Below are 12,540 nucleotides of genomic sequence, written 5' to 3'. Positions count from 1 at the left end.
TTTGGGCCTGCGAGGTGTGAGCCTGCCGTATCAGTGGGTGTCGAGGTCGAGTTCGACCCGGACGGGCTCCTGGAAGCCGTTCGTTTCGATGTGGGCGATGGCTGACGGGTGGCTGGTCAGCCACTCGCCGCATACCCGCCAGTGATGAACGCTTCCGTCGCGGAACGTGGTGCGCACCTCCGCGACGAGCTTCTCGTCGCACTCGCCGCTCGTGGCCATGGAACAGATGAGCTTGTGGTGTTGCTCGAACGCCGGAATGTACGGGTGGATCGACAGGATCGGAGAGAGCATCTCCCGTGCCGCTGCATGAGGCATGGCACGGGAGAGTAGCAACGTGGCTTCGCCGGCCGCCTACGCTCCGTGTGATGCCGGGTAGGCGGTCACGACTCGTCCTCGTCTCCCAGCTCGTTGACGAGTGGTACGAGGAGCGGGTGGACGGAGAAGCCGGAGGCGCGGCCGCCGGGGTCTGCGTCGTATTCGGCCTTCAGGACGTGGACTGCCGACTCCGGGATCTTGCCCAGGTTGCGCAGCAGGCCGGTGATGCGGTTGACCGGCTTGGTGAATCCTCTGAGGGAGCGGCCCTCGGAGTAGTGACAAATCTCGTAGACGCTCTTGGCATCCGCGACGCCGTCCATCGCGGCGGCGTACTTGATGACGTCGACCCTGTCTCCGTAGTTCTCGTAGGTCAACCGGTCGAAGAGTTCCTGGAGCGCGTCGGTCGTCCAGCCGCCGTAGGCTCCGTCGTCGGTCCCGATCCGTTCGACGCGTTCGATGTCCTCGACGGACCCCTCCCGGAGACCGAACTCCAGGATCGGTGAGGCGACTTCCAGGAACCGCTTGGGCGTCAGCATGAAGAGCCGCCCGCCACCCCGGGTCCTGAGCTCCTCGGTCAGTTCCGGCCGGGGGCCGCGGTTGAAACCCTGCTCCTTACGCCACCAGTCCTCCTTGACGTCCGCTGTCACGAACAGCACGTCGCACTGGCGGCGGCCAGCTTCCCGGAGGATCTGTTCCCATACGAGGTAGTCGGCGGCGGCTCCCACGCCGTCCTTCGTCTTGTCCATGTAGCCCGGAGGCAGCCGCTTATCGACGCGGCGCATGCCCTCCGTGATCGCTTTGTCGTACTCCTGCTGACTGAGTGGAGCACCGACCCGGCCGGCGAGCGCGGGCTCCAGTTCCGCGATGACCGGATCGGAGCTCGTGTCGTGGGTGATGTTCTGCCACTCACCCTCGCCGACCTTGACGATCGTCTCCTGCACGTCGTCGAAGACGTCGTTCAGCTGGCTGCGCAGACGGTCGGTCTCCTCTTCCGGCAGGGCCACGCGATTGGCCCAGGTGCGCAGGGTGCGCTCCGCCTGGGCCGCGTGACCGGCCATGTCCTCGGCGGCCTGCGCGCCGGACGACCGTGCGTCACTGAGGGTGCTCTCACGGTTCCGCCAGAACTCCACGAGGACCTGGTGAGGCACCCACAACCGGTCCTCCACGGCGCCGAGAGCGCGTAGCAGGTCGCCGCGCGCCTGCTCGGTGTACCGGTAGAGGTTCAGCAGGACGTTGGCGTCGGGGGCCACCAGACCGTGGGTCAGTACGGAGGTGAAGTCTTCGGTGGTCGGCGTCCGGAAGGCGCCGAAGTCGTCGAAGAGGCCTCGGTTGTCCGCCCCGGCCGTCGTGTCCTCTGCCACTGCGCCCCCGTCGTCGCTGTATGCCGCGTTCGAGGGGCGTACCGACCCGTCCCCTCGCGTTCGCACGCTGGGACCGTAGCGCGTAGAAGGGGACCAAGGGCAGTGAACTGGCAACTCTGGATGGCCTGTTGGCCGAGAGTTTTCTCGTCAACGGGGCCGGTGATCCACCTCGACCCAAACGGTCTTGCCGCCCGGCGGATGTGGTTCGGTGCCCCAGCGGTCGGCCAGCGTGGTGACCAGGAGTAGACCGCGGCCCGTCTCGCCGTACGTCGCCGATTCGGTGGGTACGACGGGGAGCTGTCCGCCCTTTGCGTCGGTCACCGCGATGCGGAGGAGGTCGGTCGTGGTGTCGAGGGTGAGGCGAGCCGGAAGTCGCGGCCCTGGACGCGGCCGCGCAGGGCCGCGTTGGCGGCGAGTTCGGCGACGATCTGCTCGGCTCGCTCGGTTACTTCGGGTGACACGTCCCAGGCGCGGAGCTGGGTCGTGGCGAGGAGGCGTGCGAGGCGGGCGCCTCGGCGGGTGGAGGACAGGAGCTGGGCGAACGTGGCAACAGTGCGGGGTGGTTGGGGAAGGGTTGCGTTCATGGGGTCACCGTGGCGGGCGCATGGGGGCGCGATCCAGGAGTGGGGCCCGTACGGTGCGTCAGCGTACGGGCACATTCTGTGGACCGTACGCGAGGTTTTCCGTCACCCTGAGTGCCGTCGGGTGCGGGGCGACGGACGGGCAAGTCGCGTGTACGGAACGGGAGGTGGCCGCGTATGACGGGCGGCATCGACATCATGGCCGGGGGCGGCTGCGACGGGGAGCCGGCCGGCGATGGGCCCGATCGTGAGCCTGACCCCTCGGACAGTCTGCGGACCTGGGGTGCCGTGCAGCAGGCGCTGCGTGAGCACGCGGGGTTCAGCAGGGCCGAGTTCGCGGATCTGGTGCGCTTCTCCAAGCACACCGTGGAGTCGGTGGAGCTGGGGCGGAGGATGCCCGACGAGTCGTACGTGGTGCGGTCGGAGGAGCTGCTCGGGAACACCGGGGCGTTGCGGAAATCGTCGAGGTACGTGACGCGGGGGCGGGGGGATGTAGGGCTGGCGGCGTGGTTTCGGCAGTGGGCTCGGCTGGAGCGGGTGGCGGAGAGTCTGTGCACGTATGAGTGCAGGCTGGTGCCAGGGCTGTTGCAGTCGGAGGGGTATGCGCGGGCGGTGTTCGAGGGGACCGTTCCGGTGGCACCGGACGACCAGCTGGACGAGTTCATGGCCAGGCGCATGGAGCGGCAGCGGATGCTGTACGAGCGGCCGACCATCCCGTTCAGCTTCATCGTCGAGGAGCACGTCTTCCGGCGCCGGTTCGGGGACGCGGACCAGATGCGGGAGATGTTCGATCGCCTGCTGGAGCTGAGCGCGCCGCGCAACGTGACGCTTCAGATCGTGCCGCTTGAGGCCGGGTTGCACGCGTGCCTGGACGGGCCGGTGCAGCTCTTGGAGACCCCGAAGGGGCAGCGGCTTGCGTACTCCGAAGGGCAGCAGAACGGCCGCCTTATTTCTGATCCGAAAGAGGTGAGCCTCCTCTACCAGCGCTATGACACACTGCGCTCGCAGGCCCTCAACTCCAAGGACTCCCGAGGCCTGTTGGAGCGACTCCGAGGAGAGCTATGAGCGCGACGGATCTGGCCTGGTTCAAGTCCAGCTACAGCGGCAGCCAGGGTGACAGCTGCGTCGAGGTCGCCCTCACCGCACAGGCCGTCTACGTAAGGGACTCCAAGGACGTGAATCGGCCTCGGGTCGCGGTCAGGCCCGCGGAGTGGTCGCGGTTCGTGGGATTCGTGACGGAGGCGTGAGCGGAGCGGCGTACGCCCCCCGTGCCGCTCAGAAGATCTTGCAGAGCGTCATCGCACGCATGTCGACGTCGCCCGGCGATCCGAGGACGGAGTTGCGGCCGACGTAGATGGTGTCCCAGTTCGAGGTTCCAGCTGGGCATGCGCCGGAGCTGATGAGTAGGCCGCCGGAGAGGTCGGGGCCTGCCGTACTCGCGTCCGGTATGCCGAGGGAGGCTGGTTCGGCGGAGGCGCCGGGCTTTCCCTGATCGCCCTTGGCGCCGCGCTCGCCTTGCAGCCCCTGCTCGCCCTGGGGCCCCTGAGGGCCACGTGCCCCTTCCGGTCCCGCCGGGCCCCGTGCGCCGGTCGGGCCGGTCGCGACGAAGTAGGCGCCGGCGACTGCTCCGGCCGCGCCCGACAGGGTGACGACGGCCGCGGTGGCGGCTATGCCGATCGCGAGGCGGCGACGGTTCGGTCTCATGTTCTTTCCTTCGGTGCACTGGTGCTTGTGGGGCTGTAGGCCGCGAAAGCGAGGGACTGTTCCCGCTTCCGGACTTGCCCCAGTTCGATGGGCCGCAAGCCGTGCGGCCGTCCGAGGCGTTTGAGGATGGAGTCAAAGTACGGCACTGGTGTGTGCTCGGAGGCGACCACGAGTGAGGAGAGCAGAACCCCGTGGGGGGATGTGGGGCTGTCCACGGCGACGAGGATCGATTCCCTCGCCTTGTCGGAGAGGTCCGTGGGCTTGAGCCCGGCGGCAGCGGCGAGCGTGTGCCAGCCGACGCAGATCTGGCGTCGGGCGGCATCGATCAGCGACCTTCGTGCGGCGTCCACCACCCCTGCTTTGGTGGTCCCCAGCCTGGACCAGGGCGTACGGTCCTCCTCGGTGTGGCGCGTCGCGGAAACGCTCTGGGGCGTACCCGTGTGCTGGGCGTACGCACGGCCGCTTGCGGCCCACCAGGCAGCCTCCACCGTGGGGGTGGTGGTGTCCGGTATCCAGCCCAGTTCCGCCAGCACGTCGCCGAAGAACGGCGCCGGGCCTGTCAGCCGGCCTTCACCCTTCACCAAGGCCGATAGCAAGCCGCGGCCGGGAACGTAGGGTCTGTCCACTGCGGCCAAGAGTCTGACCTGGTCCCTGGCTGACAGTGCGGAGAACGGGATGCCCTGCTTCCTTAGCAGGGTCTTCCACTTGATGATGCTGCGTCCGTTGGCGACGAGCTTGGCGCATCCCGAACGGTTGTGGATGCACTGGTCTCCAGCGTTCGCGCCGCGTCCGGCGACACGGATCGTGTCCATGGTCCGGGGATACGGGGGCGGGTTTCCTCACGCCCGCGGGTTCCGTGTCCGGCCTGGGCGGTCCGATGCCCCACACGATCGCTCTGGTCGTGTGAGGGCGGTGCCGTCCGTCGCCGGACGCGGTGCCCGAGAGCGCGTCGTCCGATCGCGACGCCAGCGGCGCCGTGTCGGGTGGTCTTGCGGTCCATGCTGCTGAGGGGCTTTTGCCAGTGCTCGGCGCCCCAACGGGAGGTGTAGGCGGGGTCGACGACGACGATGCTGATGCCGAGTTCGGCGGCCATGGACACGAGCCGTGCCCGCAGTTTGGCGACGGGCATGCCGCAGATCAGCGTGCGGAACCGCTTCCTGCGGCCGTGCTTCTCCCGCGTCTTGCCCGCGCCGAAGTCCAGGTCCTCGATCGCGATCGGCGGGGCTCTCCCGAGCAGCAGTTGAAGACCCCCGCCGGAGGGCGGGGCCACACGCCGGAGGTCGGCGTGACGGCCCTCCCGGAGCCGGCGGGCGGACGACCCGGCCGGGGCGGCTCTACTCGTCGACGACCGAGCCGAAGCGGGCGCCGTGGCCGGCGCCGCCGAGAGCGGCGGCGCCGTAGGAGCGGGAGCCCTCGGCGCGCAGGCCGGTGCCGCTCGCGGGCAGGATCCACACCGCGCCGTCCCCGGCGTTCTCCTCGGGGGCGGCGGCCACCAGCTCGGCGCGGCCGTCGCCGTCGGTGTCGATGAGGCGGACCTGGGCGCCCCACCCGTCACCGGCCTCGGCGGCGCCCGGGATGCCGGGCGTGTTCTGGTCGATGTGCTGGTAACCGGTGGCGGTCAGGCCCTCGGAGGAACCGCGCAGCAGCGACACCGCGCCCGCTCCCTGTTCGCCGTCGGCGTCCTCACCGGGACCGCCCACGGCCAGGTCGGCACAGCCGTCGCCGTCGACGTCGGCCACGGAGACGTCGTTGCCCCACGAGTCGTGCGTCCCGGGCGAGCCGATCAGGCCGGGGGACTTCTGGGACCACCACTGCGCGGTCGTCCCGGGCCCGTCCTCCCCGCCGTAGTAGACGGCGACCAGCCCGCCGGGCGCCTCCGCGTCCCCGGCGGCCTCGTCCACGCCGCTGCGTTGTCCGAGCACGAGGTCGTCGTAGCCGTCGCCGTTGATGTCGCCGGAGGCCGTGCCCAGTCCGCCGTGCAGGTCACGCCGGAAGCTCAGGCCCTCGTCTCCGCCCACGTAGTAGGCGGACCAGCCCTTGGCGTAGTCGTCGTCGGGGCTGTATCCGGAGACCACGAGGTCGGCGAAGCCGTCCTGGTCGTAGTCGCCGGTAGTCAGGTAGGCGCTCTGGAGGGTGTGTCCGGTGGAGCGCGGAGTGCCGACCTGGCGCAGGACGCCCGCATGGTAGGTGAAGACGTGCAGGCCGGTCCTCTGGTCCAGGACGACGAGCTGGTCGGCGACGGTGTCGCCGGTGAACCGGGCGGCGGTCACCGCGAGGCCGAACCGGGCGCCCGCGGTGGGTGTCGCCGCGGTGAAGCTCGCGGTGCGCTCGGTGCCCAGGCCGGTCTTCGAGCCGTACAGGACGGTCACCCGGCCCGCGTCCTCGGTGGTGCCCTCGTCCTCGCCGGGCGCGCCGACGACGAGGTCGTCGAAGCCGTCGCCGTCCAGGTCGCCGCTCGCGACCGCCTGGCCGAAGCGGTCGCCGGTCTCGGAGGTGCCGGGGACGCCCTTGCTGGACTGGCTGAGGAGCTGCACCTCGCCCTTGGGCACGGTGGTGTTGGTGCCGATGCCGTTGGGGGCGCCGTACTGGACGGTGACGTATCCGGCGCCCTCCTTGCCGTCGACGGTGCCGCCGGGGACGCCGGTGGCGAGGTCGGCGTAGCCGTCGCCGTCGAAGTCGTCGTTGCGGTCGACGGCCGCGGTGCCGCCGGGGACGCCCGCGAACGCGGAGGGTGCGGCGAGGATGCCCGCTCCCGCCAGCAGCAGGAAGGAGGCGGCCGCGATGGCGGCGGAGCCCGCGGTACGGCGGGTGGTGCGCGCGGTGATGCTCATGTCTGTTTCCCCCGTGGAAGATTGACGCTCTGTCAGTCGGACGGTCTGGGTTCCGACGCGAGGTTCGACACGGGTGGCCCGGCGTGAGTTGTGGGGTCCCGGCGTGCTGTGACACGGCGGTGACAACTGTTGCAGGGTGACGATGGCGGCCCGCCGGTGCGGCGGCCGGAATTGCGGATAACGGGGCAGACCACGCAAGCCGCATGGGTATGGGTGTGCTGAACTGGTGGAAGATTGACGGATGTTGTGAAGAGCGACAAGAATGCGGCTCGCTCGCTGTGACTGAAGTGAGCGAAGCGACGCGAGTGGCTCGGCCACGGTATACCGACTCTCCGCCGACCCCGGCTGCCCGCGTCCTGCCACCTCCCACATTTTCTCATCCGCAAGGGCAGATCTTGACGCGCCTTTCACGCTCCAGAACGTCGGCCACCATCGCCGCCACCGCCTTCATCGCCACCGTCACCCCGCTGTTCGGGGCCACCGCCGCGAGCGCCACGCCCGCGGGTGGCTGCCAGACGGCCACCGTCCAGTACCGCCTCGTCGACGCCTCCGGAAAGCCGGTCGGCGACGACTGGACCTCCCAGGGCGGCTTCCACCAGTGGAAGGACGCGCCCGGCACCGTCGAGGTGCGGCTCGCGCCGGGGCAGACCGTCGGTGACGACTGCAAGTACCCGGTCTCGCTGGCCGAGTACACCACCGAGGGACCGAACTGGTACACCTCCGGACTCCAGACGCTCGTCGACCACGCCACGGTCTACCTCGGCGCCGACGACCTCGCCGGCTCCGACGACTCCAAGCGGACCTGGCAGAAGCTCTCGGTCAAGTCCCCCGACTGCTACGGGCAGATCGACCTGTACGGCGACGACGTCATCTACGACGGCAAGTCGGGCGACGGGCACGGACCCGCGCCCTACCAGCCCGACAACGTCGTCACGCCCTACCACCTGATCGCGGCGTGGAACGGCGGCGACAAGTCGTGCACCCCCGAGCAGCCGAGCTCCCCCACGCCGCCGGCCTCTCCGTCCACGCCGCCGGACAGCCCGAGCAGCCCGCCCGCGAGCCAGCCGCCCGCCGAGACGACGCCGCCGGCCACCTCCACCACCCCGCCGCCCAGCTCCAGCACCCCGCCGACCACCCCGGACGTGCCGCCGCTGGAGTCGACTCCGCCCACCACCCCCGGGCCCTCGCCCAGCGAGAGCACCCCGCCGCTGGCCGAGACCGGTTCCAGCGCTCCGGTCGGCCCGATAGCCGGCGGCGCGGCCGCCGTGATCGCCCTCGGCGCCGCCGCCCTCTACGGCACCCGTCGCCGCGCCCGGCGCTCCTGACCGGGTGACCGGCGTGCACCGCCACGCCCGCTGAGACGGCTTCGCCCCGGACACACTCCCGGTCGACGGGACCTGGGTCCGGGGCGAAGCCGTCCTCGCGGTGCCGGTCGTTCTCAGGCGGCGCCGGTGACCCCCGGAGCGACGAACCGCCGGTACAGGGGGCTGAAGCCGGTCTCCGGGGCGCCGCTGATGCCGGCCTTCTCGACCGCGGGAGCCAGCCGTTCGGCGAAGAAGGTCCCGAAGGCCTCCTCCGACTCCCAGACGTCGGTCACCTGGAGTCCCCGCGCGTCGAACCAGGCCACATGGACCTCACCGCCGACCGGCGCGGCCTGCTCCCAGCCGACCGCCTCCCGGACCGCGTCGTACTGCTCGGGCGTGACCCCGGCCCAGCTCATCGACATCACCACGGACATGTCCCACCCCTTGGTCGCTGTTCCCCGCATCGTCCCGCGGGCCGGACGCGGGACGAAGAGCGTGCGGAAGCATGGCGGAGCGGCCCGCCGCCCCCGCACGCCCGGCGCGCGATCTTCCGGGCCGGTGTCTCAACTCCCCCGACGCGGACCGCTGTCGGCGAGTCCGCCGGCGCCGAGCGGACCGGTGTGCTCGACGGGCTCCTCGGCCTCCAGGCGGGGCAGCGCGCGGCGCGCGACGCGCAGGACGACGGGCGGCAGGGCGGCGCGCAGCGGTTGGACCAGCCGCAGCCAGGCCGGCGCGTACACGGCCGTACGCCGTCGCTCCAGGCCGCTCACCAGTCGGGCGGCGACCGTGTCGACGGGGTACACGCGTCGGGCCGGACCGGGCATGGCGTTGCGCAGTTCCCGCAGGACGGCGTACCGGTCGGCGTCGCGGATCATGTCGGTGTCCGTCCAGTTGAGGTAGGCGATCCCCACGCCCACGCCCCGGTGCGCCACCTCCGCCCGCAGGGAGTGCGCGAAGGCCTCGGCGCCCGCCTTGGAGGCGCAGTAGGCGCTCATCAGAGGGGCCGCGCCGATGGCCGCGAGCGAGGCGACCTGGAGGAAGTAGCCCGCGGTGTCGAGGAGGTCGGGCAGGAACGCCCGGGCCGTGTGGGCGCTGCCGGTGAGATTGACCTCGACGACCCGGCTCCAGGCGTCCGCCGTCGAGGCGAGGAACGGGCCGCCCTCGGCTATCCCCGCGTTCGCCACCACGGCCGAGGGGGGTCCGAGGCGGGACCGTACGGTGCGGGCGGCGGCGTCCAGCGCGTCCGGGTCGGTGACATCGACCTCGACGGCCAGGGCCGGGCAGGGCAGGGAGGCGGCCACCGCTTCCAGCAGGGCCTTCTCATGGCCCAGCAGCGCCACCCGGGCACCCCGGCCGGCCAGCTCGCGGGCCATGGCCGCGCCCAGTCCACGGGCGGCTCCGGTGACGACCACCGTCCGGCCGGAGAGCGGACTGCTGTGCATGATTGCGGCTCCCTTCCGTCGAAGCGACGGCGCGGCTCGGCGCCGCTCAGGATGTCCAACAGCCGTACGACACGGTCCAGTTCGGGCCTCCTCGACGAGTACGGGTCAGCGGCGGGTTCCGGTGCGGTCGCGGTGGGTGAGCAGGCGTTGGGCGCGGGTGAGGCCGGGGGGCCGGTGGCGGTGCAGGGCGGCCCGTGCCGCGTTGGCGCCCGGGGCACCGTGCACTCCGCCGCCCGGGTGGGCGCCGGAGGAGGCCAGGTAGAGGCCGGGGACCGGGGTCTCCGGGCGGCCGGTGCCGGGCACGGGGCGCAGGACGAGCTGCTGGTGGAGGGCGGTCGTGCCGCCGTTGATGGCGCCGCCCTGCAGATTGGCGTCCAGCGCCTGGAGGGTCGGGGGCGCCAGCACGCGGCGGGCGCGGATCAGGCCGCGGAAGCCGGGCGCGAAACGCTCCACCTGCCGTTCGACACGGTCCGCCATGAGCTCCTGGTCCTTGGTGTCCCAGTCCCCGGTGATGCCCTCGTCACCGGCGTCGGCGGCGATCTCGTGCGGGATGTGGGTGTACGCCCAGGCCGATTCGGTGCCCTGCGGGGAGCGGGTGGGGTCCGAGGTGGTCATCTGCCCGAACAGCAGGAAGGGACGGTCGGGCACCTGCCGCATGGCGATCTGGGCGGCGAACCGCGTCAGTTCGTCGACACCGTCGGCGAGGTGCACGGTCCCGGCCCGGGACGCCTCCTCGGCCTGCCAGGGCACCGGTCCGTCGAGCGCCCAGTCGACCTTGAAGGTGGCGAAGTCCCACTGGAAGCGGCGCAGGTCGTCCAGGAGCTGCGCGGGCAGGTGCTCGGGGTCCACGAGGCCGCCGTACAGCGCGGGCACCGACACGTCCGCCAGCACCGCCCGGCGCGCCCGTACCGCGTCGCCCGCGGCCGTACGGACGCCGACGGCCCGTCCGCCGCGGACGACGACCTCCGCCACCCGCTGTCCGCAACGGACCCGGCCGCCGAGCGACTCGAGACGCCGGGTCAGGGCCTCGGTGAGGGCGCCGGAGCCGCCGACGGGGACGGGGAAGCCGTACGTCTGTCCCAGCATGGCCATCAGCCAGCCGAAGCCTCCGCTGCCCGCCGATTCCGGGGCGAGGTCGGCGTGCAGGGCGTTGCCGGCCAGCAGGAGCCGGCCGCCCTGTCCGCGGAACTCCTCCTCGCCCATCCGCCGTACCGGAAGGGCCAGCGTCCGGGCCATCCGCAGCCCGCCCGCGGCCCGCAGCCGCCAGGCCAGCCGGGCTGTTGCGCGGACCGGCGGGAAGGGGGTGAACAGGGCGTCCACGAGGTCGGGGCGCAGGCGCTGCCAGATGTCGTGCAGTCGCCGCCATCCGTCGCCGTCGCCCGGCGCGAAGGCGTCCAGGGACGCGGCGGTGGTGTCGAGGTCGCGGTCCAGGAGGGCGCAGCTGCCGTCGGTGAGGGGGTGGGCGAGCACGCTGCGGGCGTGGCTCCAGCGCAGTCCGTGGTCCTGGAGGCGCAGGCCGGCCAGTACCGGGGAGGCGGCCGCGAGCGGGTAGAAGGAGCTGAACAGGTCGTTGACGAAGGCGGGGTCGACGCCGTGGTCGTGGCGGACCGCGCCGCCGGGCTCCGGCTGCTCCTCCAGCACCTCGACGCTCCATCCGGCGTCCGCGAGCACGTTGGCGGCCACCAGCCCGTTGGGGCCCGCGCCGATCACCACGGCGTCAGGCATGACCGGGCCCCTTCGCAGGCGTTCCTGCCGACTTCACCGGGACGAGGTGCGGGGCCTCCCGGGTGCCGCCCGCATGCCGGCCGGCCGAGTTCTCGCAGAGCCGGGCGAGGCGGGCGAGCATGGTGCGGTGGCGCAGCTGGATCAGCGCGTCGAATCCGACGTTGTGGAGCGTGCCGCCCGCTCCCCGCAGGGGGTGCTCGTCCACGATGACCAGGCAGTGCTCGCCCCACTCCCGCAGCTCGATCGCGATGCGCGCCGTGCCCAGCACTCCGGCGTGGGCCTCCAGTTCCAGGGTGGCGCCTTCCTCGCAGTGCCGTACCACCGTCTCGTTGGCCAGGCGCAGCGGGCCGAGCCGGATCTGGAAGCGGATCGCCGCGTCGCGGTGCGGCCACGTGCCGCGGACCGGCTCGGACCGTGAGGTCCCCACGACCCACTCCGCGTAGCGGTGGCCGTCCGCGAGGACGTCCCACACCGCGCTGGGGCTGACTCGGATCAGACGATGACGACGCGCCACGCGTACCTCCCGGAGGGCCTCGGGCGGGGTGCCCTGCGGCCGCGCCCCGAGTGCCCGTGCATCCGAGGGCCAACCCGAAGCGGGGCCTCGTCCCGGCCGGGATCTCGGTGCGCTGTGCAGAGGACTTCCGGGCCGGACGCCTGCGCGGATGCGCCGGTGGCTCCGTACGTCTCGCGCGATGACCTGCGCTCCCGTAGGGTCGCTGTGCCGCCCTGGCAGAACCGGTCATCAAGGCAAGCCGCGCACCCGTCGTGGCTCGACCGATGAGGAGTGCCCATGTCCGGACAGTTCGAAGCGGTGGTCGAGGTCGACCGACCTGTGAAGGAGGTGTACGACTACCTCGCCGACGGGCGCAACGACCCGCAGTTCAGCCCCCGGGTCCTCAGGATCGAGCGGATCCCGGAGACGCCGACCGCGGTGGGCACGGTCTTCCGGAGCACCGTGAAGGACGCCGGGATGAAGACCGCCCGGGAGTTCCGCATCACCGAGCTCGACGCGCCGGCGCGGATCCGCTGGACCGAGGTGTCCAAGAACAGCGTGACCGTGCGCGAGGGCGGCTACGACCTGGAGTCCCTGCCCGACGGCAGGACACGGGTCCGCATCTTCAACGTCCTGGACGGCCATGGACTGGGCAAGCTGCTGGTCGGTCTGGCACTGGTCGCGGCCCGCAAGGACGCGCCTGCCTTCGGGGCCCGCATCAAGGCGGCCGCGGAGACGGCGATCCCGCACGACTGAGCACCGCGGCGACACCGGCGGCCGGCCG

At 71.8% G+C, this 12,540-nt stretch carries 13 protein-coding genes and 2 pseudogenes; 4 read left to right on the top strand and 11 right to left on the bottom strand.

The window, feature by feature from the left end; genetic code table 11:
• Nucleotides 1–30 precede the first annotated feature (30 nt).
• The 3 genes and pseudogenes from ACFULQ_RS03685 to ACFULQ_RS03675 form a co-directional block, all read right to left on the bottom strand.
• The gene (locus ACFULQ_RS03685) at nt 31–315 is read right to left on the bottom strand and encodes a hypothetical protein (RefSeq protein WP_383537608.1); all 285 of its coding nucleotides are present in this window, start codon (nt 313–315) and stop codon (nt 31–33) included.
• 65 nt (nt 316–380) lie between these two features.
• Nucleotides 381–1,676 (bottom strand): PIN-like domain-containing protein, encoded by a 1,296-nt coding sequence (locus ACFULQ_RS03680; protein WP_383537606.1) that lies wholly within the window; start codon nt 1,674–1,676, stop codon nt 381–383.
• A 147-nt stretch (nt 1,677–1,823) separates the two neighbouring features.
• Nucleotides 1,824–2,260: pseudogene (locus ACFULQ_RS03675) on the bottom strand (ATP-binding protein).
• 174 nt (nt 2,261–2,434) lie between these two features.
• Here ACFULQ_RS03675 and ACFULQ_RS03670 point away from each other — a divergent pair.
• Nucleotides 2,435–3,322: a Scr1 family TA system antitoxin-like transcriptional regulator gene (locus ACFULQ_RS03670; RefSeq protein ID WP_383537605.1), complete on the top strand. Its 888-nt coding sequence runs from the start codon at nt 2,435–2,437 to the stop codon at nt 3,320–3,322.
• On the top strand, nt 3,319–3,504 hold the full coding sequence (locus tag ACFULQ_RS03665) for a DUF397 domain-containing protein (protein ID WP_383537602.1): 186 nt from the start codon (nt 3,319–3,321) through the stop codon (nt 3,502–3,504). The genes ACFULQ_RS03670 and ACFULQ_RS03665 overlap by 4 nt, the downstream gene beginning before the upstream one ends.
• Before the next feature lie 28 nt (nt 3,505–3,532).
• Here the strand turns inward: ACFULQ_RS03665 and ACFULQ_RS03660 are convergent, their stop codons facing one another.
• The 4 genes and pseudogenes from ACFULQ_RS03660 to ACFULQ_RS03645 form a co-directional block, all read right to left on the bottom strand.
• Complete coding sequence (locus ACFULQ_RS03660) at nt 3,533–3,961, bottom strand: hypothetical protein (RefSeq protein WP_383537601.1); 429 nt, start codon at nt 3,959–3,961, stop codon at nt 3,533–3,535.
• Nucleotides 3,958–4,587 (bottom strand): hypothetical protein, encoded by a 630-nt coding sequence (locus tag ACFULQ_RS03655; protein ID WP_383537598.1) that lies wholly within the window; start codon nt 4,585–4,587, stop codon nt 3,958–3,960. The genes ACFULQ_RS03660 and ACFULQ_RS03655 overlap by 4 nt, the downstream gene beginning before the upstream one ends.
• Before the next feature lie 62 nt (nt 4,588–4,649).
• A pseudogene (locus ACFULQ_RS03650) lies at nt 4,650–5,282 on the bottom strand (IS200/IS605 family accessory protein TnpB-related protein); the annotation flags it as partial.
• 13 nt (nt 5,283–5,295) lie between these two features.
• On the bottom strand, nt 5,296–6,792 hold the full coding sequence (locus tag ACFULQ_RS03645) for an FG-GAP repeat protein (protein WP_383537595.1): 1,497 nt from the start codon (nt 6,790–6,792) through the stop codon (nt 5,296–5,298).
• Between the two features lie 395 nt (nt 6,793–7,187).
• On the opposite strand from ACFULQ_RS03645, the gene ACFULQ_RS03640 reads away from it, so the two are divergent.
• On the top strand, nt 7,188–8,117 hold the full coding sequence (locus tag ACFULQ_RS03640) for a hypothetical protein (RefSeq protein ID WP_383537592.1): 930 nt from the start codon (nt 7,188–7,190) through the stop codon (nt 8,115–8,117).
• 113 nt (nt 8,118–8,230) lie between these two features.
• Here the strand turns inward: ACFULQ_RS03640 and ACFULQ_RS03635 are convergent, their stop codons facing one another.
• The 4 genes from ACFULQ_RS03635 to ACFULQ_RS03620 all read right to left on the bottom strand — a co-directional run bounded on the left by ACFULQ_RS03635 (nt 8,231) and on the right by ACFULQ_RS03620 (nt 11,777).
• Nucleotides 8,231–8,530 carry a hypothetical protein gene (locus ACFULQ_RS03635; protein WP_383537589.1) on the bottom strand — a complete coding sequence of 100 codons (300 nt, stop codon included), beginning with the start codon at nt 8,528–8,530 and terminating at the stop codon, nt 8,231–8,233.
• 129 nt (nt 8,531–8,659) lie between these two features.
• On the bottom strand, nt 8,660–9,538 hold the full coding sequence (locus tag ACFULQ_RS03630) for an SDR family oxidoreductase (RefSeq protein WP_383537586.1): 879 nt from the start codon (nt 9,536–9,538) through the stop codon (nt 8,660–8,662).
• A gap of 105 nt (nt 9,539–9,643) precedes the next feature.
• Nucleotides 9,644–11,263 carry a phytoene desaturase family protein gene (locus tag ACFULQ_RS03625; protein ID WP_383537583.1) on the bottom strand — a complete coding sequence of 540 codons (1,620 nt, stop codon included), beginning with the start codon at nt 11,261–11,263 and terminating at the stop codon, nt 9,644–9,646.
• Nucleotides 11,256–11,777, bottom strand: coding sequence for an SRPBCC family protein (locus ACFULQ_RS03620; protein WP_383537580.1), 522 nt, complete (start codon nt 11,775–11,777; stop codon nt 11,256–11,258). Before ACFULQ_RS03620 ends, ACFULQ_RS03625 begins: the two co-directional genes overlap by 8 nt.
• 276 nt (nt 11,778–12,053) lie before the next feature.
• On the opposite strand from ACFULQ_RS03620, the gene ACFULQ_RS03615 reads away from it, so the two are divergent.
• The gene (locus tag ACFULQ_RS03615; RefSeq protein WP_383537577.1) at nt 12,054–12,512 is read left to right on the top strand and encodes an SRPBCC family protein; all 459 of its coding nucleotides are present in this window, start codon (nt 12,054–12,056) and stop codon (nt 12,510–12,512) included.
• The last annotated feature ends 28 nt before the right edge of the window (nt 12,513–12,540 follow it).

Origin of the sequence: Streptomyces sp. NPDC057253 (genome assembly GCF_042669125.1) — a bacterium.
GTDB lineage: Bacteria > Actinomycetota > Actinomycetes > Streptomycetales > Streptomycetaceae > Streptomyces.
Note: the sequence above shows the minus strand (reverse complement) of the source record. Positions and strands in the feature narration are given on the sequence as shown.